Consider the following 24,674-nt stretch of genomic DNA (forward strand, 5'->3'; position numbering starts at 1 on the left):
ATACAACCGGTGCCCAGACACCTCCTACACGATGCTCCAGTACGACAAATTATCGCTTAATATACCCGACACCACCAAGCCCCGGGTCGTCATTATCGGCGGTGGCTTCGGCGGCATGAACCTGGCTAAAAGCCTGCGCACGGCCGACGTGCAGGTGGTACTGTTCGACAAGCAGAACTACAACGGCTTCTGGCCCCTGCTGTATCAGGTGGCTACGGCTGGTCTCGAACCCGATGCCATTGCCGAACCCTTCCGGAAAATGTTCGACGACTTTACCAACTTCCACTACCGGATGGTGCGCGTCAGTCGAATTAACCCCGGGCAAAAAACGGTTACGACCCTGATCGGCGACCTGTCGTATGATTACCTGGTGATTGCCACCGGCTCGAAAACCAATTTTTTTGGCAACGACCAGATCAAAAAATATTCCTTTCCGCTCAAGACCATCCCCGAAGCCCTCAACGTGCGGAGTCAGTTTCTGCAGTGTTTCGAGCAGGCCAGCGTAACCACCGACCCGGCTGAGCGCACCAGTCTGCTCACGTTTGTGGTGGCGGGTGCCGGCCCTACTGGTGTCGAGATGGCGGGTTCGCTGGCCGAAATGCGGAAGCACGTGCTGCCCAACGATTACCCGGGTCTCGATTTCTCACAGATGAAAATCTACGTAATCGAGGGCCTGGGCAAGGTGCTCCCCCCCATGTCGGACGAGGCCGGGCAGAAAGCCCAGCGCTATCTGGAAGATCTGGGCGTGATTGTCAAGCTGAATACGCTGATTGAGAACTACGATGGTGAGGTGGTGACACTGAAAGGGGGCGAACAGATTCGGGCGCAGACCCTCGTCTGGGGGGCTGGCGTTACGGGCGCCCTGATCGATGGCATCCCGGCCGAAGCGATCGAACGGGGTCGTATCCTGGTCGACCCGATCAACCAGATTCAGGGCATGACCGACGTGTTTGCCATTGGCGATATTGCCCTGATGAAACTCGACAAATGGCCCAAGGGGCACCCTGGTGTGGCGCAGCCGGCCATTCAGCAGGGCGAGCACCTGGCCAAAAACCTGCGTCGGATGCTACGCAACGAGCCCACCACTCCGTTCGATTACTTCGACAAGGGTTCACTGGCCATTGTGGGGCGAAGCCGGGCCGTGGCCGATCTGCCGGGCAACATTCATCTGGGTGGTTTTGTGGCCTGGATGGCCTGGCTGTTTGTACACATCTTCTACCTTGTGGGCTTCCGCAGCAAACTGGTCGTGTTCAGCAACTGGATCTACCGGCTGTTTACATACCAACGGGGCACTCGCATCATTATCCGCCCCTTCGTGCGGAAAGACGACACTGTGGGACAGGCCATGCTCGAGAAAAACGACATGGTGTAGGCCAACCCTGACTTACCCGCACAACGGGCTGTTGGTATGCGCTCCGGCGACGCCAGCAGCCCGTTTCCGTTTATCAAAAAGCGGGTAGGGGTAGCCCGGCGCTTTCGCTATTTTTGCCCAATTCCTCCTCCCAGTCCACATGCGTCAATCGATCCGTCGCCCGGCTGTTTTGTCGGGCCTGCTTTTTTCCGCACTGCTCGCCCCGGCCCTGGCGCAGCCCGTTGCCGTCGACTCCAGCCTGGGTAGTCCCCGCGACCTGGGCAACATGTGGACGTTCGATGCGCCCCCCACCGCTTATTTTAAACAGACCTACCAGTTCACGCCCGACCAGCGGTGGTTCGACGAAGCCCGGCTGGCGGCACTGCGCTTTGCCGATTACTGCTCGGCGTCGTTTGTGTCGGGCAATGGACTCGTGATGACCAACCACCACTGCGCCCGCGAATCGGGTACGGGGGTAGCCCGGAAAGGTGAAGACCTGAACGCCACGGGTTTTTACGCCAAAACGCTCGCCGACGAACGAAAAGTAGAGGGCCTGTTCGTCGATCAGCTCGTGCAGATCGACGACATTACGGCGCGGGTGCAGGCGGCCATGAGCCGGGCCACAACCGAAGAAACCAAGCTACAGGCCCGCGAAGCCGTTTTCGACAGTATCCGAACCGACTACGGCACCAAACCTGCGTGGCAGGGGCTACAGCTGCAACCCATCACGTTCTACGACGGGGGCCGCTATGCCCTGTACGGCTTCCGTCGCTACACCGACGTACGGCTGGTCTTTATGCCCGAGCTGCAACTCGGCTTCTTCGGGGGCGACTACGATAACTTCACCTACCCCCGCTACGCCCTCGACTGCTCGTTTTTTCGGGTCTACGATAAGGGAAAACCCCTGCAAACCACCCATTTTTTTCGGTTCAACCCCAATGGTGTTCGTGAGGGTGACCCCACCTTCGTGATTGGCAACCCCGGCCATACCGAACGGCTGAAAACCCTGGCCGAACTCACCTTCGACCGCGACCTGCAAACGCCGGCTACGCTGGAGTTGCTCCGCAACCGTTCCCGGGCGCTGCAACAGTATAATGCCACGGCGAAAAACGATAGTATTCTAAACGAGATTTTCAGTTACGAGAACAGCATCAAAGCCATGACCGGGCAGCTGGGTGGGCTGCGCGACCCACAGCTTATGGCCCGCAAAGCCACGTTCGAGCGGCAGTTTAAAGCCGCGGCCCGCGCCAGAAACCTGCCGGCCGATCAGCTTCGTACCTGGGATGAACTGGCGGCCAATACCACGCGGCTCCGGAGCCTGTTTGCCGATGCCACCTACCTGGCCCCCAACGAACGCACCACGGGTGACCTGCTGGCCTTTGCCAATATACTGACGCAGTTTGGCGAGCTTGCTGCCGCCCGCCCAGCCGATGCTGAGCGGGCCCGCGCGCTGGTGGTGCCCCCCGTACTAGCCAACAAGATGCTCGAAGAAGCCTATCTGGCCGCCCACCTGACGGAGGCACTGGCGGGGCTGGGTACCAGCGACCCTTACGTGAAGGCCGCGCTCAACGGCAAAACGCCGGCCGAAGCGGCTGCGTACCTGATGCGCACCACCCGCCTGACCGACCCCGCCTTCGTAGCCGATCTGATGAGCCGGGCGGGCAGCATGGCCAGCAGTAACGATCCGCTGCTGGTAGTGGCCCGCGTCGGGTTTCCGCGCTACGTGGCGGCCGCCCGGCAGGCGCAGCAGATCGCCCAGCAGCAGGAGCTGCTGCACGGCCAGCTGGGCCGTATGCTGTATGCGGTCTACGGCGCTGCGGTGCCTCCCGACGCTACGTTTTCCCTCCGCATCAACGACGGCGTGGTAAAGGGCTACGACTACAACGGCACCAAAGCGCCGGTCGTAACCACCTTCGCCGGCCTGTATGACCGCAACTATTCGTTTGGCGACAAGGGCCCGTGGAACCTGCCGGCCCGCTGGAAAAACCCGCCGGCCGCACTGCTCCGCGAGCCCATGTGCCTGATCACCACCAACGACATTATCGGCGGCAACTCGGGCAGCCCCCTCATCAACAAAAATCGCGAGGCTGTGGGCCTGGTGTTTGATGGCAATATGGAAAGCCTGCCCGGCGATTTTATCTTCGTGCCCACGGCCAACCGCAGTATCTCGGTGCATGCCGGCGGTATCGTAGCCGCCATGCGCTACATTTATAAGGCCGACCGGCTGCTTACCGAACTGCTGGGCCCATCTGGCAAGTAAGCGACCGCGTCGTGCGGCAACCTGACAACTGTAAACCCCGTACTCCATGACCAAAGCAGCCCTGCCGGCCATGCCCGCGTTCTTCGACCGGTACATCAACCTGGCGCCCGATTTCGATCTGCTCGATGCCCTGCGCCAAACCGCCACCATCGACAACCTGATTGATCGCAACACGCTCGACGCGCTGGGCGATCAGCGGTACGCCCCCGGCAAATGGACCATGCGCGACATCGTGCAGCATTTGATCGACACCGAGCGGATCATGACCTACCGGGCGCTGCGCATTGCCCGCGCCGACCAGACCCCCCTGCCGGGTTTCGACGAAAATAGCTTTGCCGAACTGGCCGATGCCAGCCACCGCTCCCTGGCCGACCTCTGCACCGAATATGCCGAGCTGCGCCGGTCGACGCTGCAGCTCTTTGGCAGCTTCACCGACGAGATGCTGCTGCGGAGCGGCACGGCTTCCGACAAGACGATCTCGGTACTGGCGCTGGGCTTCGTGCTGGTTGGCCATCCGATACACCACGCCAACATCGTCCGGGAGCGTTACGTACCCCTGCTCGGCTAGCCTTTTCTCGTCTGTTTCTTTGCTAACCCCCGTCTATGCTTCGACAAACTACCCTCTTCCTGCTGCTAGGTGTGCAAGTCGCCCTGGCGCAAACCAAAACCAAAATTCTGGCGACCGACCTGACCCGCATCCGGCAGGTGGGTGCCGTTGAACTGGCTCCCGATGGCAAACGCGCCGTGTATGCGCTCACGACTATTGAGCCCAATGCCGACCAGAAAGACGATTACGACTACCGGACGCATATTTACCTCAGCAGTCTGACGCCCGGCGACAGCAAAGCGCTGACCCGCGGTTCCGAATCGGCCCGGCAGGCTACCTGGTCGCCCGATGGCCAGCGGATTGCCTTTACCCGCACCGTAAAGGGCAAATCCCAGCTATTCGTGATGCCCCTCGACGGGGGCGAAGCCTGGCAGCTGACCAGCAGCCCCTACGGCGCCAGCAGCCCCGTGTGGTCGCCGGATGGCAAGCGCATTGCTTTCCAGACCTCGGTGTCGATGACCGAGCTGCTGAAAGACTCGCTGCTGAACCCCGCCAAAACCCTGCCTGCCTGGTCGCTCGAGAAACCGGGTTTCCAGACCAACGACTTCGTGCGGCCCGACAAAAAAATCAAGGCAAACCCCGATGGCTCGCTGGCCGAGATTCGGGCCTACCTGGCGAAGGATGTAGACGACAAAAAAGCCAAGGTGATCAACCGGCTTAATTTCCAGGGCGAGTCGACCACCGAGCCGGAGCTGTCGTTCCAGCACCTCTACGTAATCGATGTGCAGGAAGGAGCCCAGCCGAAAGCCCTCACCCGCGGTTTTGCCTCGGCCCAGGCGCCGGTCTGGCTTCCCAATGGCCAGGGCCTGCTGGCCGTAACCGACCGCGACTCGCTGAAGCACCCCGACCGCGAGCAGGACAACGCCATTGTCTTTATTCCGGCCGATGGGTCGGGCGCGCGCCGGACCCTGCTCGGTGAAGCGGGTAAGAGCTATGGGTCGCCCCGCCCTTCGCCCGACGGCCGGATGCTGGTGTACCTGGTTGGGCCGTCGGAAGGGGTCAATATCTCGCTGCCCGGTCTGGCTACCCTGTCGGGCAACACCGTCAGCAACCCGCAGCCTGTCACCTTCGACCGGGCGGCCAGTGGCCTGACCTGGGCCGCCACCACAACGGCCGGTGGCCGCAGCCGTAACGCCCCGGCGGGCTACGCCGTTTATTTCACGGCCCAGTCGAACGGGGGGGCTCCGCTCTATCGGCTCGACCCCACCACGCGGCAGGTTACCCAGCTCACCGATTTCGACAGCGGCATCACCGCTTTCGACATCGTGGGCGATCAGGTGGTACTGGCCAAAACCGATATCACCAACCCGTCGGAACTGTACCGGGCCAACGCGCAGGGGAAGAATCAGGTCAAACTCAGCAACCACAACGACTGGGTAGCGCAGCGCCAATTGAGTATGCCTGAAAAACGGACGTACAAAAACTCGCTCGGCCAGACCGTTGACTACTGGATTATGAAGCCAACGGTGGTTGAAGCCGGTAAAACCTACCCCCTCCTACTGAACATGCACGGTGGCCCTACGGCCATGTGGGGGCCCGGTGAGCAGTCGATGTGGCACGAGTTTCAGTACATGTGTGCGCAGGGTTACGGCGTAGTGTACGCCAACCCCCGGGGGTCGGGTGGCTATGGCATCAACTTCCAGCGCGCCAACATCAAAGACTGGGGCACTGGCCCTACCGAAGATGTACTGGCCGCGGCTACCGATGCAGCCAAAGAACGCTGGGTCGACACGAGCCGGCAGGTCATTACGGGTGGCTCCTACGCTGGTTACCTCACCGCCTGGATCGTGGGGCACGACAACCGCTTCAAGGCTGCCTTCGCACAGCGCGGTGTGTATGACCTCACTACCTTTCTGGGCGAAGGCAACGCCTGGCGCCTGATTCCAAGCTATTTCGATTACCCCTGGTCGCCCGACGCCCGCGTGCTCGACGCCAACTCGCCCTACACCTTCGTACAGAACATCAAAACCCCGCTGCTGATCAAGCATGGCGAGAACGACCTGCGCACGGGCGTTATTCAGAGCGAGATGCTATACAAGAGCCTGAAGATTCTGGGTCGCCCGGTCGAATATGTCCGGATGCCGGGGGCCACGCACGAACTGAGTCGATCGGGCAACGTGCGGCAGCGCATCGACCGGTTGCTCCGCATCTATGAATTCTTTGAGCGCTACGTCGGCCCCGAGGCCATCAAAAAATAAGTTTCGCAGCCCGGCCACTCCCCGCAGTGCCGGGCTGTTTTCGTGTGCATCGTCGTTCCTGATTCGCCTGCTGCTCAACCATGAAATTCCTTCTTCTTTTCCTGCTCAGCCTGACGCTCGTACAGGCCCAGCCTACACCCGATTCCGTACGCGTCCGGCGCGCGCCCTGGCACGAAACCCGCCTGCGTCGCGGCCTGCGCTGGCGCGAAGCCCGTATCGACAGTTTGTTCGGTTCGCGGCAGAACATCAATCTGATCGTACTGAAAAACCGGCGCCGGAAACCCGTAATCACCTTTGCCTCGGCCGGCGACAGCCTGAAACCAACCAGTTGGTTTGGTCGGCAGAGCGGGGCGCTGGTGGCACTCAACGGCACGTTTTTCGATGTCAAAAACGGCGGCTCGGTCGATCTGATCCGAATCGACGGGCAACTGCTTGATACCACCCGGCGGGTCGGCCGCAACCTGATCGAACACCAGCAGGCCGCCATCGTGATCGACCGGAACCGGGTACGTATCGTGTTTGGTGGCGACCAGCCCGGCTGGGACCGGACCCTTCCGCAGCCCAACGTAATGACCACGGGGCCGCTGCTGCTGCGCGACGGGCAGGCGCATCCGCTCAAGGCCAATGCCTTCAACGACAATCGTCATCCGCGCACCTGCCTTTGTCTGGGTCCCCGGCGGCAGCTGATCCTGGCCACCGTAGATGGCCGGCATGCCAATGCGCAGGGTATGAAGCTGCACGAACTGACCCGTCTGATGCAGTGGCTCGGCTGCCGCGATGCTATCAACCTCGACGGCGGGGGATCTACGACACTCTGGCTGCGACAGGCACCGGAATCGGGGGTGGTCAACTACCCGTCCGACAGCAGGCAGTGGATCCACACCGGCGAGCGGCCCGTCAGTAATGCTATCCTGATCAGGTAGTTACCTGGCCGAACGCTCAAAAAAGCAGCTATAATCCAGGCGGGTTTGGGGTACTTTACCAGCATTCATCGACCTCTGTTCGCTACGATCATGATTAGCCGCTACACACTCCTGTTTTTTCTGCTACCGTTCACGTCCGCGCTGGGTCAGCTGGCCAACCCCAACAGCCTGACCGTATCGATCGACGGTACCTCCTTTACCACTCAGCCCCGGCGCATCCGGATCGGCAACTACTGGTGGGTAACGGCTAACACCGTTAAGCCCGACAAATCGCTGCGCCTGTGGCTGGGCCGCTACGACGGCCGCGATGTGCTCGAACCCGGTAACTACCTCATTGTTGACGCCGATAACCCCGATACCCGCGACAATAAACGCAGGATTGAGGACCTCGGCACCTACAAAGGATTTGCGGTGATCAAGTATGTCGAAGAAACCAAATCGCCCCGCATGGAATACCACGTGGGCAAATCGCAGAACGGCGATGGTATAGTTACGGTAGTGGCCAGTACCGATGGCCTGCTGACAGCTCGGTTCAGCGGCACGCTGGCCGGCAGCTACTGGAAAGAGCGCGCGTCGGCCACGGTATTTGGCGGCATGAACCGCCTGGTCAGCAAACTGGAAGATAAAGCGATTACCAAAGCGTCGGGCTACGACTCGGACATCGACCCCGAGGGTAACGGCTATAAACGACTCGATAAAAAGGATCAGGTGGTGCTGACTAACGGCACATTTACACTGCAGTTTAAAAAGTGACCCACGCCGTTCTGGCCGGCAACCCTGCCTGTTCAGTGCCTGTGCGACTGCTAAATCTACGATGGTTAACGGGCAGGGGTTCAGTATTGTCAACCGTTTTTACAGACAACACCCTTCGGGTAACTACAGTAGACCCTGCTTAGTCGTCGTTTTCATAGGCTACAGGCCGGGCAAACCCACAGGCGGGTATTGGTCCGGCCCGTATTGACCAGCTTATGACTATCCATCACTTTCTACAATCGCTCCGGAGCCCGCTACTGGCAGCTTCGCTACTACTGGCCAGTCAGGCGATGGCTCAATCGGTAACCAGCCTGCCCCACCTGCGGAAACAGGGCACCGCTACCCAACTCATCGTCGACAACAGGCCCATGCTGATACTGGGGGGCGAGCTGGGCAACTCCAGCGCGTCGGATCTGACCTATATGGCACCCATCTGGGACCGGCTCCGGCAGATGCATGTCAACACCATTCTGACGCCGGTCTACTGGGAACTTCTTGAGCCGCGGGAGGGTACGTTCGACTTCACACTGGTCGACGGTCTGCTCCAGGGTGCCCGCCAGCACAACCAGAAACTGGTGCTATTGTGGTTCGGGAGCTGGAAAAACAGCATGTCGTGCTACGCACCAGCCTGGGTCAAAACGGATACAAAGCGCTTCCCGCGCATTCGGGATGCCAGCGGCCGCGCGCACGAAATTCTCTCTCCCTTCGCCCAGGCCAACCTGCAGGCCGACATCAGGGCCTTCAGTGCCCTTATGCGGCACCTGCGCGAGGTCGACAGCCGGCAGCAGACCGTAGTGATGATTCAGGTCGAGAACGAGATCGGCATGCTGCCCAGCGCCCGCGATCATTCGGCGCCCGCCAATGCCGCCTTCTCGCAGCCCGTGCCAACGCCATTCATGCAGTATCTGCAGGCCCACAAAACAACGCTGACCCCTGCCATCCGCACGGCCTGGCAGGCCAATGGCTCGAAGTCGGCGGGTAACTGGGAAACCGTGTTTGGTAAAAGCCTCGCTACCGACGAACTCTTTATTGCCTGGTATTTTGCCCGCTATGCCGACCAGGTAGCCCAGGCGGGTAAAGCCATTTACCCACTGCCCATGTTTGTCAATGCCGCCCTCAACCGGCCCAACGTGAAGCCCGGCGATTACCCCAGTGGTGGTCCGCTGCCCCACGTTATCGATGCCTGGAAAGCTGGCGCCCCGGCTATCGATTTCCTGTCGCCTGATTTTTATAACCCCGATTTCAAGTACTGGAACGACCTCTATACCCGACCCGACAACCCGCTTTTTATCCCCGAAATCCGATTCGAGCCGTCGGATGCGGCCAAGGTATTCTACGCCCTGGGCCATTACGAGGCCATGGGCTTTTCGCCTTTCTCCATCGAATCGACCGATAAGCCCGCCGAGGAGCCAGTCGCCCAAAGCTACGCTGTACTCAGCAGCCTGTCGCCCCTGCTGCTAGCCAGCCAGGGCAAGGGCGTACTGCGTGGCATGCTGTTCGACAAAAAAAATACCACCGATACCATTCGTCTGGGTGGCTACACCTTCACCTGTAAGCACGAATACACCCTCGGGTGGTCGCCCAAAGCCAAGGACGACGACTGGGCAATGGCGGGTGGCCTGATTGTCCAGACCGGCCCCGACGACTTCACCGTAGCCGGTACGGGCATCGTGATCACCTGCACGTCCGATCAGCCCCAGCAGCCGAATGCCGGAATTCTGCAACTCGATGAGGGCACTTACATCAATGGGGTCTGGAAAGCCGGCCGGCGGCTGAACGGCGATCAGGATCATCAGGGCCGTCACATCCGGATTCCGGGTGGCGAATACGGCATCCAGAAACTGACACTGTACCGCTACTAACCGGCTTTCTTTTGCGACCAGCGGGGCCGGCAGGCTATATCCGGCGGAAACCAGGGCCTATCAGTCGCTGTCAATAACTCGTAAAAACGGGTTGTATTTGCATTTGATGGCACACACCGCCGAACTTGCCGCCTGCCTGCAGCCCGGTCGTTGCGGCATTCGCGCGTATCACCCTTGTCCGGATCAGGATCCGTTATGAGCAAACACCCCCAACCTGAGCGTCTGGAAGACGCCCCCAAATTCCGGTTCTGGAAAAGCCAGATGGCGTTGCACGGCCTCACTATCAACGGCATCAACGAATCTTATATTCGTCGCCGGCACAACGGCGAAGTGCTGTTTGCCATGCTCGAAGTCGACGCCGACACGCCAGAGGGCGACAAGATTCCGCCGGCGCTGTTTCTGAAAGGCCACGCAGCCTCGGTGCTGGTTTGCCTGATCGATGCCGAAACGGGCGAAAAATTTGTGGTGCTGGTGCGGCAGCGCCGAATCTGCAACGGTTCGCACACCTACGAACACCCGGCGGGCATGGTCGATGCCGACGATGCCGCCGACGAGGTAGCGGCCCGCGAACTGGGCGAAGAAATCGGTCTGGAAGCCACGGCCGCCGACTTGACCCGCCTGAACAACCAGCTCTGGTATCCCAGCACCGGCACCAGCGACGAGTCGATGCATTTTTTCTTCCTCGAAAAAACGCTGCCGCGCGCGGAGATTATGGCCTTCCACCACCGCGACATGGGTAATCAGTCGGAGTTTGAGCGCATCACAACCGTGGTCACGACGCTGCCCGAAGCCCACAAGCTCGTTAATAACGTCAACGGGCTGCTGATTCACTTCCTGTACCTGCAGCACGTAAAAGATTACAGGACAATGGCCCTCCTGTAAGGTTTTTTCAAACGGGTATTGCGATAATGGGGTGTCAACTACTATATTTGCACTCCCGTTTGGGACCTACTGCTCCCGTAGTTCAATGGATAGAATTATGGTTTCCGGTACCATCGATAGGGGTTCGAATCCCTTCGGGAGCACAAGAAAGGCCGCTCAGCAATGCTGAGCGGCCTTTTTGTTTACACCAGCTATGGGTAGCTTCGATATTATCGAGCCGATAGGTACAGGTTTTGAATCTATCTTATTTCCGATTACTCCCCATGAAGTAAATAACATGTAAACTGTAGTGACTCAGTATATTTGAGGCATCTCATGCTAACTGTTTTGCTCACTTACTGATGAAACAAATCTACCTTTTGTTTGCCTTTGCTTTCCTCCCCGTTTCGCTTCGGGCACAGACCAATTATGTGGTTACCACGGCCAACGCCTTTACGCCCAGTGACAATAACACACTGGTGGGGCCTTCGGCTGGCAACAGCGCTATGTCAGGGATTAACAATTCACTTTTTGGTTTTGAATCCGGTCGCCTGCTTACGTCTGGCACCTTTAATACAGCCTTGGGGTACCGGGCTGGTTATTACCTTACATCTGGTGGATTTAATACGCTGGTTGGTACCAATGCCGGCTTACACAACAGCACCGGTATCGAAAATACATTCATAGGCAGTAATACTGGCTATTACAGCGGTATCGGTAGCCGAAACACCTTTGTTGGCTTCAATGCCGGCCAGAATGTTTACGACGGCAATAACAATACCTATATAGGTAACACAGCTGGCCTGAGCACCAGATCGGGTAATCACAACGCATTTCTGGGTTATGAAGCGGGCTATGATAACCTAAGCGGCAACCAGAACACCTTCTTGGGCAGTGGCGCCGGACGCTTCAATTCAACCGGGGGGCAAAACACATTTGTTGGTTATCAATCGGGGTATAAAAACTCACTAGGAACCAGAAATACGCTCGTCGGCTACCAGGCTGGTCAGAACGTGACGACCGGCAGTAATAACATCATTATTGGGCCCACATCCGGAACAGCTATTACCGACGGCAGTGACAACGTGCTGATGGGCTACAACAGTCAGGCTGAAGACGGACTATACAATGCGACGGCTATCGGATCAGGCGCACGGGTGGCTGCCAGTAACGCCATGGTACTGGGTAATGGTGTCAATGTTGGCATTGGTACGTCGGCCCCTACAACCCGGCTGGAAGTAGTGGGTGCGCAGTCTGATCAGAGCGGGCTGCGCCTGACCCAACTGACGACGAACAGCCCCGCCACGATGGCCACCGATCAGTTCCTGACGGTCAACCAACACGGCGATGTGATCAAGGCCAGCTACCAGCTGCGGATCAATGATGTCAGTCAGTGGAGCGACAACGTATTCAGCCCGGCGTACCGGTTACGCCCTCTGAACGAAGTCGCGACCTATGTGAACCAGCAAGGGCACCTACCGGGTGTACCCTCAGCCGAGCAGGTACAAAAGCAGGGAGTTGATCTGGTTAGCATGACTAGTTTACTGCTTGAAAAAGTTGAGGAGCTGACCCTGTACAGCATTCAGCTCGAAAAGGCTAATCAGGAAACTAAACAACGCGAACAGCAACAACAGCAACGGCTGGAGAAGCTTGAAGAACTGGTGAAGACGTTGCTACAAAAGAAGTAAGTCGGTAGCCAAACCATATACGACCTTTCGTGTGACAGCCGATCATTCGGCGGCTACCGCATAGGGCCGTTCAGCCATGCTGAGCGGCCTTTTTGGTTGCCAACTGCTCGCACAATGGAGCTGTTAAGAGAAGCTGTCGTTATCCATAACCGGTGACATCTGAATTCAATCGGGCTGATGCGTAGGCAGATGCATGGACAAAGCGTTAAATTCAGGCGTTTAGACGGAACGTTTCCTTCTTTCGTTTTATTTTTGCTATAAAACAGACAATAATCTATACCTATGGAAACGCCTGTAACTGCTCAAACCCGCCCCTGGCTTCGTTTTTATCCTAAAGGTGTTCCCTACGAAATTAATCCGGATGCCTATACATCGCTGGCGGCCCTGATCGACGAAGGCTGCCGCCGGTTTGCCGACCGCCCTGCCTACTCGTGTATGGGTAAAGAAATTACCTTCGCCGAACTCGATACCTATTCGCGTCAGTTTGCCTCGTTTCTGCAAAATGGCCTGCACCTGCAGAAGGGCGACCGCATTGCGATTCAGATGCCCAATACGCTGCAGTACCCCATTGCTATGTTCGGCGCCCTGCGGGCCGGCCTGATTGTGGTCAATACCAACCCACTCTACACGCCCCGCGAGATGCAGCATCAGTTCAAGGACTCGGGGGCCAAAGCCATCGTTATTCTGGCCAACTTCGCGGTCAACCTCGAGAAAATTCTCGACCGCACCGACATTCAGCACGTGATCGTTACCCAGCTGGGCGATATGCTGGGCTTCCCCAAAAAGCAGCTGGTCAATGCGGTTGTCAAATACGTGAAGAAGCTGGTGCCGGCTTATAATCTGCCCGACGCCATCTCGTTCGGCGAGGCCCTCAGCCGGGGCAGTCAACAGCCAATGAAGCCAGTCGATCTGAAAAATACCGATCTGGCCTTTATCCAGTATACGGGTGGTACAACAGGCGTATCCAAGGGCGCGATGCTCACCCACCGCAACCTGCTGGCCAACGTAGAAAGCCAGCACGAGTGGATGAAACCGGGTGGTGTGGCCGACGGGCAGGGCATTATCGTGGCAGCCCTCCCCCTCTACCACGTTTATGCCCTGACGACCAATGCTCTGGCCTCGCTGAAGAGCGGCTCCATGAACCTGCTCATCACCAACCCCCGCGACCTCGACGCGTTTATCAACGACCTGAAAAAATACCAGGTTACGGCTTTCACCGGGGTCAATACGCTCTACAACGGTTTGCTCAATCACCCCCGCATCAAGGAAGTCGATTTCAGCAAGCTCACGGTAACCTCGGCGGGCGGCATGGCGCTGCAGACGGCAGTAGCCGACCGCTGGGAGAAACTGACCGGCAAAGCCCCCTGCGAAGGGTATGGCCTGACCGAAACTTCGCCGGTACTGTCGTCGAACCCCGTCGACGGTGGGGTTCGGGTCGGTACCATTGGTATTCCCTGGCCAAGCACCGAGATGAAAGTGATTCGGGAAGATGGCACCGACGCCCCGCTGGGCGAAGCCGGTGAGATTGTGGCCAAGGGCCCGCAGGTCTTTCTGGGTTACTATAAGCGCCCCGAAGAAACCGAAAAATCGATGATCGACGGCTGGTTTAAAACGGGCGACGTAGCCGTTATGAACGCCGACGGTTTCTTTAAAATCGTCGACCGGAAAAAAGATATGATTCTGGTGTCGGGGTTCAACGTGTATCCCAACGAAGTCGAAGACGTAGTGGCGCAGTGCCCCGGCGTAGGCGAAGTAGCCTGCATTGGTGTGCCCGATGCCCGCTCGACCGAAATCGTGAAAATTTTCGTGGTCAAGAAAGATCCGGCGCTGACCGAAGAGTCGATAAAAGCCTTCTGCCGCGAAAACCTCACGGGCTACAAGGTGCCCAAGCAGGTCGAATTCCGGACCGAACTGCCCAAAACCAACGTGGGCAAAATTCTGCGCCGGGCGCTCCGCGAAGAGGAAATGGCCAAGCTGGCTAAAGCCTGAGTCAACTACCCTCCTGAACGAAACAGCCGCCGACGGGATTTCCCATCGGCGGCTGTTTCGGTTCTCGGCTTATACCTTCGCCAGCAGCGCCGGCCAGTCGACCGGCTGCCGCACCGTGTCGGGCGCTGGCATCCGGTCGGCCTGCATCAGCTCCCGGATGGCCGCCATCGCGGTATCGCGTTTCAGGCCGGCCACCGCCCGGATGGCGTTAGCCTGCACATAGAACGCCAGGAAATTATCGTCCTGCTCGGGGTTACCGTCGTAGATGATTTCGTCGATTGTGTCGGCATGGCCTACGTAGTTGATTCGTTTGCCCTGCTGATTGGTCCAGAAAAACGGGACCTGATCATAGACGGTTGCTTTGCCGGCCATGTTCAGGCCCGCTACGTAACCCTGCTGCCCGGCCACTTTCCAGTGTTCGATACGCTGGGTACCGTCGGCCGTTGGGTAGCGTGCGATATCGCCGGCAGCATACAGATCGTTCGCTACGCTTAGGTGCGCATCGGTTGTCAGGCTGCCGTCCTTGGGCCGGTCAACGCCCTGCACGAATTCGGTATTGGGCTTCACGCCCAGACCCAGCAACACCGCTTCGGCGGGCAGCCGGTCGCCGTTATCGAGTACAACGGCCGATACAGCCCCGTCGCCTTCGAGCGCGCTGAGCTTGCGGCCCAGGTGAAACGTGATGCCGGCGGCTTCGTGCCAGCCCTGGATCACCTTGCCGATGCGTTCGCCAAGGATTTTGGCAAACGGTACGGTTTCCATACCGACCACATGCACCGTACTGCCGAGTTTGCGCAGACTCATGGCGGCTTCGAGGCCGATGAACGAACTGCCAATTATAACAATCGGCTTGCCCGCCTGACCCAGTTCCCGCAGTGCCTGACTGTCGTGCAGGCTTCGCAGAGCCAGCACATTAGCCAGGTCGATACCAGGTACCGGTGGCCGGTTGGGCACGCCCCCTGTACAGATCAGCGCTTTGGTATAGCGGATGGTTTCGGTGGTTTCGGCGTCCCAGGCCCGCACCTCAATTTCGTGCGCTTCGGGGTTCAGACTCGTCACATGTTGCCCGGTCCGGATGTCGATACCATAGTTCTCGTAGAAGCTGGGTTCGCGCAGAGGCATCCACTCGTCGGGGGCTTTTCCCTGCAGGTAATCTTTGGAGCAGTTAGGGCGGTCGTAGGGTGCCTGGCTGCTGCTGGTCAGCACCACGATAGGGCCTGTAAAACCGCCTTCGCGCAGGCCTTCGGCCGCAAAAGCGCCGGCTCCGCCACTACCCACAATCACGCAGGTATCGGCAACGGCGGTGTCGGGGGCGGCCATCGGGTTTTCGAGACTTTCCTTTTCGGTCGTCAGCCGCACCATCACCCGGTCGCCTTCGATCCGGACTTCGTGAGTAGGCAACCCGTTCAGGGCGGGTGCTTCGAGCCGGTGGCCCGTTTTTACGTCGAAACAGGCGTTGTGCCAGGGGCATACCAGCCGGCTACCGTGCAGCAGCCCTTTAGCCAGCGGGGCCTGGTAGTGCGAACACTTGGGGTGCAGGGCATAGTACTGCCCGTCGACCCGCGCCAGCAGCACATCGGTATCGCCCACCCGTACTTCTTTCATATCGCCATCGCGCAGGTCATCGACACCGCACACGGCTTCTTCGCTATAGTCTGTCAGCATGGTTGTTGAGGGTTGTTCTGAGATAACTCCCCAGTTAATCCAATTGATTGCCGGCAACGAAAAAAGCCACGGCCTCCTGCTCGGAAACCGTGGCTCTAGCCTTGTTGTGAGTGGGCTTATTTCGAGGTGGCCATCACCATTTTGATATTGAGTTTGGCACCGGTCTGCAACACATCGACCAGATCCTGAACGGTCAGCGACTTGTCGAACCGGACCACCACTGTCGGCTCGGCAATACCGGCCATGATGGTTTTGAGTTCGAGTTCCAGATTAGCCGGGTCAACGGGCTTCTTGTCGATAAAATACTGCTTCTTGTCGTCGACCGAAAGCGTCACCTGCTTTTTGCTCAGCTGCTGCGACGAAGAAGCTTTGGGCAACATCAGCTTGATGACGTTGGGATTGGCGACGGTCGAGATAATAAGAAAGAACAACAGCAGGAAAAACATGATGTCGTTCAGCGACGAAGTCGCCACTTCGGCAGCGAACTTATTCTTACGGCGTAGTTTCATGGTCGGTTTACGGGTCCAGGTTTTCGGTTTACTGGGATTGCTGACGCGATTAGTCGATTGCCTGTCAACACGGTAAATCGAAAACTGTAAACGGAATACTGGCTAAGCGCTACCGCACCCGTGCCGATTCGGTGGTGGGCTTCTGCAGCACCTCGATAAACTCGAACGCGTTCATCTCCATAGCCAGCGTGAAGCGCTCGATCATCATGTTGAGCAGGTGATAGCCGGTATAGGAAATAACCCCGACAATCAGACCGGCCCCCGACGTGATCATCTTTTCGTAGAGACCACCGGCAATGATACCCACGCTGATATTGTCGGTCAGCGAGATGTCGTAGAAAATCCGGATGATACCCGAGATGGTACCGATAAACCCGAGCATGGGGGCGATACCGGCAATGATACCCAGATACCCCATATTGCGCTCCAGCCGCGACAGTTCGATCTGGGCGACCGTTTCGATGGTGCTTTCGATATCGCGGATGGGCGATCCGATGCGGCCAATGGCTTTTTCGAACACCCGCCCCATGGCTGTCCGCTGGTTTTTGGCGAACGACTCGGCCGATTTGATGTTGCCCTGCGCCACCATGTCGCGGATGTTATCGATAAAGTTCGCATCGGCTTTCGTCTGCGCCCGAATCACGAAATACCGCTCGAAGATCAGGTAGAGGGTACAGAAAAACAGAAACGCGATCGGGATCATCACCCAGCCGCCCTTCGCCACCAGATCGAACAGTTGAAGACTTTGGGGTTGGGTGGCCGCCGATGTGGCCGACAGCGATGCCGTGGAGTCAACGGCCGGAACCTGAAGCAGGAGCATACAGACGAATCGGTAAATGAAAAGTAAACGTGACCGGCGGCCAGTATTAGGACAAACGCCGTTATTTCGCCGGATATTGTTGTCAAAGATAGGGAAGGGCCGCGAAATAGGCGTATAAACTTAGCTACGCCCCCCGCCCCGCGGCTCAGGGTCGAATCAGAATTTTGCCCCACCGCCCGGGCCGGTCGGCATGCGCCACGGCCTCCACAATCTGGTCGAGGCCGTAGGTAGCCTCTACCGGCAGCTGCACCTCGCCCGAACGGAGCAGGTCGATAACCTGCCGGGCCACAGTCTGCCGCGTAGCCTCGTCGGCGGTGCGCATCCAGTCGGTGAGCCAGAACCCGCGAATGGTCAGGTTCTTGAAAATCATAAGCCCCACGTTGATGGCCGGGTCCTGCATGCTCAGCAGCCCGTACATGAGCATGGTGCCGCCCCGCTTCAGGCAGGTAAGCGCCTGCGCGGCCGTATGGCCCCCTACCGCATCGAGCACACAATCGACACCGGTGCCCCCGGTAATGGCTTTCACGCGGGCCGCCATCGACTCGGTTTCGGTATTGATAACCTCGGTCAGGCCCAGCGTTCGCAGTTCGTCGTTCAGATCATCGCGCCGGACCGTGCCGATGGTGCGGATACCCTGTCGCCGACACAACTGAATCACCAGCTTGCCGAAGGCCGAGCCTGCCGCTGTCAGCATGAGCCACCCACCCGACTCGGCTACGCCCGACGCCTGTACCATGGCGTAGGCCGTGAACGGATTGACAAACAGCTGCGCGGCTATGTCGTCGGGCATTTCGTCGGGCACCGGTATCAGCGCCTTATGGTGCGTAACCACGTACTCGCCCCAGCTGCCGATTCCCGTGAAGCTCACCCGCGTACCGGTCGGTATCGTTACCCCCTCGCCCACCGCATCGACCGTGCCGACACCTTCGAAACCGGCACCCGACGGCAGCTGGGGCCGGATACCGTAGAGGTTCTGCACAAACATAGTATCGGACGGATTGATAGGGCTGGCAATAACGCGGATACGAACGTCGCCCGGACCGGGCTCGGGCATCGGTACCGCTACAGCCGTCAGAATATCGGCAGGTTTGCCCGTTTGTTCGAAGCGAATCGATTTCATTGTGGGGAGTAGGCTATAGGATGAGAACCAAAAATATGGTTTAATTCGCACACCATATTCCTAAACCTATTTTCGTGCAAACATCTCCATTTCTCGGCGAACTGATCGGTACGCTTGTGCTTATCCTACTCGGCGACGGTGTCGTTGCCAATGTTGTGCTGAACAAAACCAAAGGGCAGAATGCCGGCTGGATCGTTATTACGGCAGGCTGGTCGTTTGCGGTGACCATCGGCATCTTCGTAGCCAAGGCGTTTGGCAGCACCGACGCCCACCTCAATCCGGCCGTGACACTGGCCTTTGCCGTAGCCTCGGGCGACTACGGCAACGTGGTTCCCTACATTACGGCGCAGATGATCGGCGCCTTTCTGGGTGCCGTGCTGGTATGGCTCCATCACCTCCCCCACTGGGCCGTTACCGACGATCAGGGAGCCAAGCTGAGCGCTTTTTCCAACAGCCCCGCTATCCGCTCAATCGGCTCCAACATCACCAGCGAGGTTATTGCCACACTCGTGCTGATTCTGGGACTGGCCGGTATTTCCTCCAAACACATGGGCGAACTGGCCATCGGCATCGGCCCTTATCTGGTAGGCGTGCTGGTCTGGAGCGTTGGCCTGTCGCTGGGTGGCCCTACCGGCTACGCGATCAACCCGGCCCGCGACCTGGGGCCCCGCATTGCGCATGCCGTGCTGCCGATACCCAACAAAGGATCGTCGGGCTGGGACTACGCCTGGGTGCCCGTGCTGGGTCCCATGGTCGGGGGCGCCCTGGGCGGACTCCTGATTCAGTGGTTCGCGCTCTGATTTCTGCCGTATCTTTGCCGCCATGACCACCAAACCGTTTATCGTCGGCATCACCGGCGGCAGTGCCTCGGGCAAAACGTCGTTTCTCAAGGGCGTTCTGAATGCATTTTCGGACGACGAAATTTGTCTGATTTCACAGGACAATTATTATCGGACACTCGCCGAAATCCAGGTCGACGATCAGGGCATTCACAACTTCGACCTGCCCGAAACCATCGACCATCACCTCTACGCGCAGCACATCGAGCAGCTGCGTAGCGGACAGACGGTTTATCAAAAGGAGTACACGTTCAACAATCCTGCCATCGTGCCGAAGATGCTGGCGTTTCGGCCCGCTCCGATCATTGTTGTGGAAGGCATTTTCGTGTTCCACTTCCGCGAGATCGCCGACCAGATGGACCTGAAGATTTTCATCGACGCCAAAAATAGCATCAAGCTTGAGCGCCGGGTCAAACGCGACGCCGAAGAGCGGGGCTACGATCTCGACGATGTGATGTACCGCTGGAAATACCACGTGAAGCCCACCTACCGACAGTTTATCAAACCGTACCGGGCCGAGGCCGACATCGTGATTCCGAACAATGTTCACTATCAGAAGGGGCTCGACGTAGTGATTGCCTTTCTGAAATCGAAAATCAATCCATAGGCGCACACTACCAACGACACCCAACCGGGTGTCGTTTTTTTATAGGGCAATCACGACCCCATCGCTTTCCGGGTAGCCCGTACAGGTAAGAACCCAGCCTTCGGCCAGGTCGCGCGTTGTCAGCACATCGTTGATCGTCATCCCGACCCGCCCCGATACCAGCCGGGCCGCGCAGGTAGCACAACGCCCGCCCCGGCAGCTGTAGGGCAGGTGCAGCCCCTCGTCGAGGGCGGCCTGCAAAATGGTTTTGTAGGCGGGGACCTGAATTGAAACCTGCCGGTCGGGCAGTTGCAGCGTCACCGAGCGATCAATGGCCTGGGCCGGCTGCGGCACTGTCATCACGGGCTCGACCACGAAGTTTTCGCGCCGGATCTGCTCGGCCGGTACCCCCGCCACCACCAGTGTAAACTGCGCCATACGCATATAGGCCGGCGGGCCACATACGTAGCAGGTCAGGGCACGCCGGTCAGTACCATCGGTCAGGCTGGGCAGGAGTTGCTCGAGCATCACATTGTTGAGCCGCCCGCGCCGGCCCGTCCAGTCGTCGGAGGGGTTGCTCAACAGATGAATGAGCCGAAACCGGTCCGGGTGTTGCTGCTGAAGCTTTTCCAGTTCATCCCGAAACAGCACCGACCGTTCGTGCGTATTGCTGTAGAGCAGCGTGATCCGGCCGTTGGGCCGCCCGGCAAGTGCCTGACTAAGCAGTGGCAGCAGCGGGGTTATGCCGCTCCCCGCCCCCAGCAACAGCAGGTCGCCCGGGGAAGCCGCGTCGAGTGTGAACCGCCCGGCGGGGGGTAGACTGGTCAGTTCATCGCCCACCCGCAGTGTATCGAGCAGCCACCGCGACACCTCGCCGTTGCTGATGCGTTTGATGGTCAGCCGCAGGCCCTGCCCGAGGGGTGAACTGATGGAATACGACCGACGCACCTCGTGGCCGTTGTGCCGAAGTACCAGGGTCAGAAACTGACCCGGCCGGTACGATACCGGTTGCCCATTGGTGGCCTCGAGCCAGTAGCTTCGGGCATCGGCCGTTTCGATATCGATGCGCACGATGCGCAACCGCAAAAACGGATCGTTCATAGAATACAGCATGACTACAGGCCTACAACCCGGCGGAGGGGCGCGGTTGTTTGAAAGCCCGAAACGTTTGTTGAAATTCGCCCGGCCGTCATCATTCCCGATGACCAAATGGCTCTTTCTGTTGTTACGTATATCAACATAACCAACTTGTCTTGCTAATGGACGCTTTACTGGAAGAAGTGCAGCGCGTAGGCTACGTCAACAAGCCCGTCGACGACAAAATCGATCTTGTGGCGGAAATCAACCGGCTCAAAAAAGAAAAAAACGCCGTGATTCTGGCGCACTATTACGTCGATGGCGCCATTCAGGACCTGGCCGATTACATTGGCGACAGCCTGGGTCTCAGCCAGCAGGCCGCCAGCACCGAAGCCGACATGATTGTGTTCTGTGGCGTGCACTTCATGGGCGAAACGGCCAAAGTACTGTCGCCCCAGAAGAAGGTAGTGATTCCGGACCTCAACGCGGGCTGCTCACTGGCCGATTCTGCCCCCGCCGACAAGTTTGCAGCTTTTAAGGCCCAGTACCCCGACCATATTGTGCTGTCGTACATCAACTGTTCGGCCGAGATCAAGGCGCTGTCCGACATTATCGTGACCTCGTCGAACGCGCTGAAAATTGTGGAGAGCCTGCATAAGGATCAAAAGATCATTTTTGCGCCCGATGCCAACCTCGGTCGCTTCGTAGCCAAGAAAACCGGCCGCGAGATGGTGCTTTGGGATGGTGCCTGCATCGTTCATATCGACATTTCGCTCGAGAAGCTGCAGCACCTCCGGACCGAATACCCCGAGGCCAAGTTTATTGCGCACCCCGAATGCCAGGAGCACATTCTGAGCCAGGCCGATTACGTAGGGTCGACCACCGCCCTGCTCAAATACGTTGTCGACAGCCCCGAGCAAACCTTTATTGTGGGCACCGAAGCTGGCATTCTGCACAAGATGCGGCAGGCTGTTCCGCATAAAAAAATTATTCCGGCGCCGGCCAGTCAGGATAATACCTGCGCCTGCTCGGAGTGTCCGTACATGAAAATGAACACCCTCGAAAAGCTGTACAACTGCATGCTGTATGAGCAGCCCGAAATCGAGGTGCCCGAAGACATCCGTGTCAAGGCCGAAGCTTCTGTGCTGCGTATGCTGGAGTTAAGTAAATAATATTCTCAACGGGCCGGCTGCCGGCCACCCCGCTTTTCTATACACTGCCAACATTTAGCAGCATGCCCCATCAATTCGATTTTCTGGTTATTGGCTCCGGCATTGCGGGCCTGAGTTACGCCACCAAGCTGGCCATGCACTTTGAAAAAGAGGGGCAGCCGGTCCGGATCGGTGTCATTACGAAAGTGCAGGCCGATGAGACCAACACCAAATACGCACAGGGGGGCATTGCTGCCGTGTGGGCCCCCGACGATTCGTTTGAGAAGCACATCGAAGACACGATGATTGCCGGCGATTTCCTGAACGACCGGCACGTGGTCGAAATCGTGGTCAACGAAGGGCCCGGCCGCATTCGGGAGCTGATCGACTACGGCACCCGGTTCGACAAAGAGCACGGCAGCTCGGAGTATGATCTGGCTAAAGAAGGGGGACATTCTGACTTCCGGATTCTGCATTTCAAAGACATTACCGGGGCCGAGATCGAGCGGGCCCTGCTCGAGAAAGCCGGCTCACTACCGTCTATCGAGATCTTCACCCACTTCTACGCGGTCGAGCTGATCACGCGTCACCAGCTGGGCGACACCGTGCATCGCTACGATACCGACAACCGCTGCTTCGGGGCGTATGTGCTCAACACCCGAACAGGACAGGTCGAAACGTTTCTGGCCCGTACCACCCTGCTGGCCACCGGCGGTATCGGCAACATCTACCAGAACACGACCAACCCCAGCATTGCTACCGGCGATGGCATTGCCATGGCATACCGCGCCAAAGGCATTGGCAAGGACATGGAGTTTATCCAGTTTCACCCCACGGCCCTCTACGAGCCGGGCAAGAAACCAAACTTCCTGATCTCGGAAGCCGTACGGGGCTTTGGCGGTATTCTGCGCACACGCCGGGGCGAGACCTTCATGGAACATTACGACGAGCGGCTGTCGCTGGCCCCCCGCGACATTGTGGCCCGCGCCATCGACTCCGAGATGAAGAAAGCCGGCGACCCGCACGTATACCTCGACGTGACCCACTGCGACTATGAGAAGTTTGTTGAGCACTTCCCCAACATCACGGCCTATTGCCGCGACAACCTGGGTCTTGATCTGCGGAAGGATTACATTCCCGTGGTACCCGCCCAGCATTATCTCTGCGGGGGTATCCGGGTCAACGAGTGGGGACAAACTAACATCCAGTACCTCTACGCCGTTGGTGAGTGTTCGTGTACGGGTCTGCACGGCGCCAACCGCCTGGCCAGCAACTCGCTGCTCGAAGCGGTGGTGTTTGGCCACCGCGCCTACCAGAAAACGGTGGAGTTGCTCGACGGTGCCCAGCTGCCCGACAACATTCCGGCCTGGAACGACGCGGGTACGACCCACCCCGAAGAACTGGTGCTGGTGACCGAAATGCGGAAGGAACTGGAAGCCATCATGTCGAACTACGTGGGCATTGTGCGCACCAACCGCCGGCTCAAACGCGCCCTTGACCGGCTTGAACTGTTGTATCTGGAACACGAAGAACTGTACCGGCAGTCGAAGGTGTCGGCTCCCATCTGCGAACTACGAAATATGATCGAAGTAGCTTATCTGGTTATCAAGATGGCCATGGCCCGGCGCGAAAACCGGGGGCTGCACTTCAACCTCGACAATGTGAAGGCCTGACGCCGAACCAACCCCTGCCCTACACCGAGCGGCACCCGTCTACCCTCTACTGGGTGGCGGGTGCCGCTCCTGGTTTCAGCCCTGCCGATTCCCCTGCCCAGAAGAATAGACCTGACAGACGCAGCAATCATTCGGTCGGGAGTGAGTCTGCAAAGGGTCAGGCAGTCCTCAGGCAACGACCAGGCTGGCAAGCGGGTCTGGTCGGCAAAACGGGCCCGGCCTGTTCCAGTCAGGGTTGTTGGGCAGCGGGCAAAACGGTTCGGTCGCCGGCCCCCGACAGCCCGATATGCCCTCATAGTCCATCGGAACAGCAGAAAGCCAAGGCTGCATCAATTCAAACAAATACACTGATTATCAACAAATTATATGCAGTTTTTGACCCTTCAACAACGCAATAGTGAGGAAAAATTTGTTTGGCAATACGAAGGTAAATCTGTTTCTTTGCGCAGTTTTTTAACTAGAACAGACTACTAAAATGTCGGAAATTGCAGAGAAAGTCAAAAACATTATCGTTGAAAAATTAGGTGTTGAAGCATCAGAAGTTACGCCTGAGGCTAGCTTCACCAACGACCTTGGCGCCGATTCGCTCGACACGGTTGAGCTGATCATGGAATTCGAAAAAGAATTCAACATCTCGATCCCCGACGATCAGGCCGAGAACATTGGTACGGTTGGTCAGGCGATCACCTACCTCGAAGAAAACGCCGGCAAATAATATCACCGGGACAGCATTTGCTCTCCT

Annotated in this window: 20 protein-coding genes and 1 tRNA gene; 16 read left to right on the plus strand and 5 right to left on the minus strand. The window is 58.2% G+C overall.

What is annotated here, in order from left to right:
• The first annotated feature begins 31 nt into the window (after nt 1–31).
• The 11 genes from ACYVAC_RS06760 (at nt 32) to ACYVAC_RS06810 (ending at nt 14,492) form a co-directional block, all read left to right on the plus strand.
• The gene (locus tag ACYVAC_RS06760) at nt 32–1,372 is read left to right on the plus strand and encodes an NAD(P)/FAD-dependent oxidoreductase (RefSeq protein ID WP_461096837.1); all 1,341 of its coding nucleotides are present in this window, start codon (nt 32–34) and stop codon (nt 1,370–1,372) included.
• A 139-nt stretch (nt 1,373–1,511) separates the two neighbouring features.
• Complete coding sequence (locus ACYVAC_RS06765; protein WP_461096838.1) at nt 1,512–3,611, plus strand: S46 family peptidase; 2,100 nt, start codon at nt 1,512–1,514, stop codon at nt 3,609–3,611.
• A 46-nt stretch (nt 3,612–3,657) separates the two neighbouring features.
• Complete coding sequence (locus ACYVAC_RS06770) at nt 3,658–4,179, plus strand: DinB family protein (RefSeq protein ID WP_461096839.1); 522 nt, start codon at nt 3,658–3,660, stop codon at nt 4,177–4,179.
• A 35-nt stretch (nt 4,180–4,214) separates the two neighbouring features.
• Nucleotides 4,215–6,416 carry a S9 family peptidase gene (locus tag ACYVAC_RS06775; protein ID WP_461096840.1) on the plus strand — a complete coding sequence of 734 codons (2,202 nt, stop codon included), beginning with the start codon at nt 4,215–4,217 and terminating at the stop codon, nt 6,414–6,416.
• 80 nt (nt 6,417–6,496) lie between these two features.
• On the plus strand, nt 6,497–7,339 hold the full coding sequence (locus tag ACYVAC_RS06780; RefSeq protein ID WP_461096841.1) for a phosphodiester glycosidase family protein: 843 nt from the start codon (nt 6,497–6,499) through the stop codon (nt 7,337–7,339).
• Nucleotides 7,340–7,429: 90 nt separating this feature from the next.
• Nucleotides 7,430–8,092: a hypothetical protein gene (locus tag ACYVAC_RS06785; protein ID WP_461096842.1), complete on the plus strand. Its 663-nt coding sequence runs from the start codon at nt 7,430–7,432 to the stop codon at nt 8,090–8,092.
• A 215-nt stretch (nt 8,093–8,307) separates the two neighbouring features.
• On the plus strand, nt 8,308–9,954 hold the full coding sequence (locus ACYVAC_RS06790; RefSeq protein ID WP_461096843.1) for a GH35 family beta-galactosidase: 1,647 nt from the start codon (nt 8,308–8,310) through the stop codon (nt 9,952–9,954).
• 195 nt (nt 9,955–10,149) lie between these two features.
• On the plus strand, nt 10,150–10,836 hold the full coding sequence (locus ACYVAC_RS06795; protein ID WP_461096844.1) for an NUDIX hydrolase: 687 nt from the start codon (nt 10,150–10,152) through the stop codon (nt 10,834–10,836).
• Nucleotides 10,837–10,907: 71 nt separating this feature from the next.
• Nucleotides 10,908–10,979, plus strand: a tRNA-Arg gene (locus ACYVAC_RS06800).
• Nucleotides 10,980–11,177: 198 nt separating this feature from the next.
• Nucleotides 11,178–12,503 carry an autotransporter outer membrane beta-barrel domain-containing protein gene (locus ACYVAC_RS06805; protein WP_461096845.1) on the plus strand — a complete coding sequence of 442 codons (1,326 nt, stop codon included), beginning with the start codon at nt 11,178–11,180 and terminating at the stop codon, nt 12,501–12,503.
• Between the two features lie 282 nt (nt 12,504–12,785).
• Entirely contained in the window at nt 12,786–14,492 is a 1,707-nt protein-coding gene (locus ACYVAC_RS06810) for an AMP-binding protein (RefSeq protein ID WP_461096846.1), read from the plus strand.
• A gap of 69 nt (nt 14,493–14,561) precedes the next feature.
• On the opposite strand, the gene ACYVAC_RS06815 is transcribed toward ACYVAC_RS06810, so the two are convergent.
• The 4 genes from ACYVAC_RS06815 to ACYVAC_RS06830 form a co-directional block, all read right to left on the minus strand.
• Nucleotides 14,562–16,157: an FAD-dependent oxidoreductase gene (locus tag ACYVAC_RS06815; protein ID WP_461096847.1), complete on the minus strand. Its 1,596-nt coding sequence runs from the start codon at nt 16,155–16,157 to the stop codon at nt 14,562–14,564.
• A 116-nt stretch (nt 16,158–16,273) separates the two neighbouring features.
• Nucleotides 16,274–16,666, minus strand: a complete 393-nt coding sequence (locus ACYVAC_RS06820) for an ExbD/TolR family protein (RefSeq protein ID WP_460959661.1) — start codon at nt 16,664–16,666, stop codon at nt 16,274–16,276.
• A 109-nt stretch (nt 16,667–16,775) separates the two neighbouring features.
• Nucleotides 16,776–17,486, minus strand: a complete 711-nt coding sequence (locus ACYVAC_RS06825) for a MotA/TolQ/ExbB proton channel family protein (RefSeq protein ID WP_461096848.1) — start codon at nt 17,484–17,486, stop codon at nt 16,776–16,778.
• Between the two features lie 145 nt (nt 17,487–17,631).
• The gene (locus tag ACYVAC_RS06830; protein WP_461096849.1) at nt 17,632–18,606 is read right to left on the minus strand and encodes a zinc-dependent alcohol dehydrogenase family protein; all 975 of its coding nucleotides are present in this window, start codon (nt 18,604–18,606) and stop codon (nt 17,632–17,634) included.
• 74 nt (nt 18,607–18,680) lie between these two features.
• Between ACYVAC_RS06830 and ACYVAC_RS06835 the strand changes: the two genes are divergently transcribed.
• Nucleotides 18,681–19,406, plus strand: a complete 726-nt coding sequence (locus ACYVAC_RS06835; protein WP_461096850.1) for an MIP/aquaporin family protein — start codon at nt 18,681–18,683, stop codon at nt 19,404–19,406.
• A 22-nt stretch (nt 19,407–19,428) separates the two neighbouring features.
• Entirely contained in the window at nt 19,429–20,052 is a 624-nt protein-coding gene (udk, locus tag ACYVAC_RS06840) for a uridine kinase (RefSeq protein WP_461096851.1), read from the plus strand.
• A gap of 39 nt (nt 20,053–20,091) precedes the next feature.
• Here udk and ACYVAC_RS06845 read toward each other — a convergent pair whose 3' ends face one another.
• Nucleotides 20,092–21,132 (minus strand): 2Fe-2S iron-sulfur cluster-binding protein, encoded by a 1,041-nt coding sequence (locus ACYVAC_RS06845; RefSeq protein WP_461096852.1) that lies wholly within the window; start codon nt 21,130–21,132, stop codon nt 20,092–20,094.
• A gap of 158 nt (nt 21,133–21,290) precedes the next feature.
• On the opposite strand from ACYVAC_RS06845, the gene nadA reads away from it, so the two are divergent.
• The 3 genes from nadA (at nt 21,291) to ACYVAC_RS06860 (ending at nt 24,647) form a co-directional block, all read left to right on the plus strand.
• A complete protein-coding gene (gene nadA / locus ACYVAC_RS06850; protein ID WP_461096853.1) occupies nt 21,291–22,280 on the plus strand; it encodes a quinolinate synthase NadA in 990 nt (329 codons plus the stop codon).
• A gap of 62 nt (nt 22,281–22,342) precedes the next feature.
• Nucleotides 22,343–23,932 carry an L-aspartate oxidase gene (gene nadB / locus ACYVAC_RS06855; protein WP_461096854.1) on the plus strand — a complete coding sequence of 530 codons (1,590 nt, stop codon included), beginning with the start codon at nt 22,343–22,345 and terminating at the stop codon, nt 23,930–23,932.
• Between the two features lie 475 nt (nt 23,933–24,407).
• Nucleotides 24,408–24,647 (plus strand): acyl carrier protein, encoded by a 240-nt coding sequence (locus ACYVAC_RS06860; protein ID WP_169549787.1) that lies wholly within the window; start codon nt 24,408–24,410, stop codon nt 24,645–24,647.
• The last annotated feature ends 27 nt before the right edge of the window (nt 24,648–24,674 follow it).

The sequence above is a fragment of the Spirosoma luteolum genome (assembly GCF_054778875.1).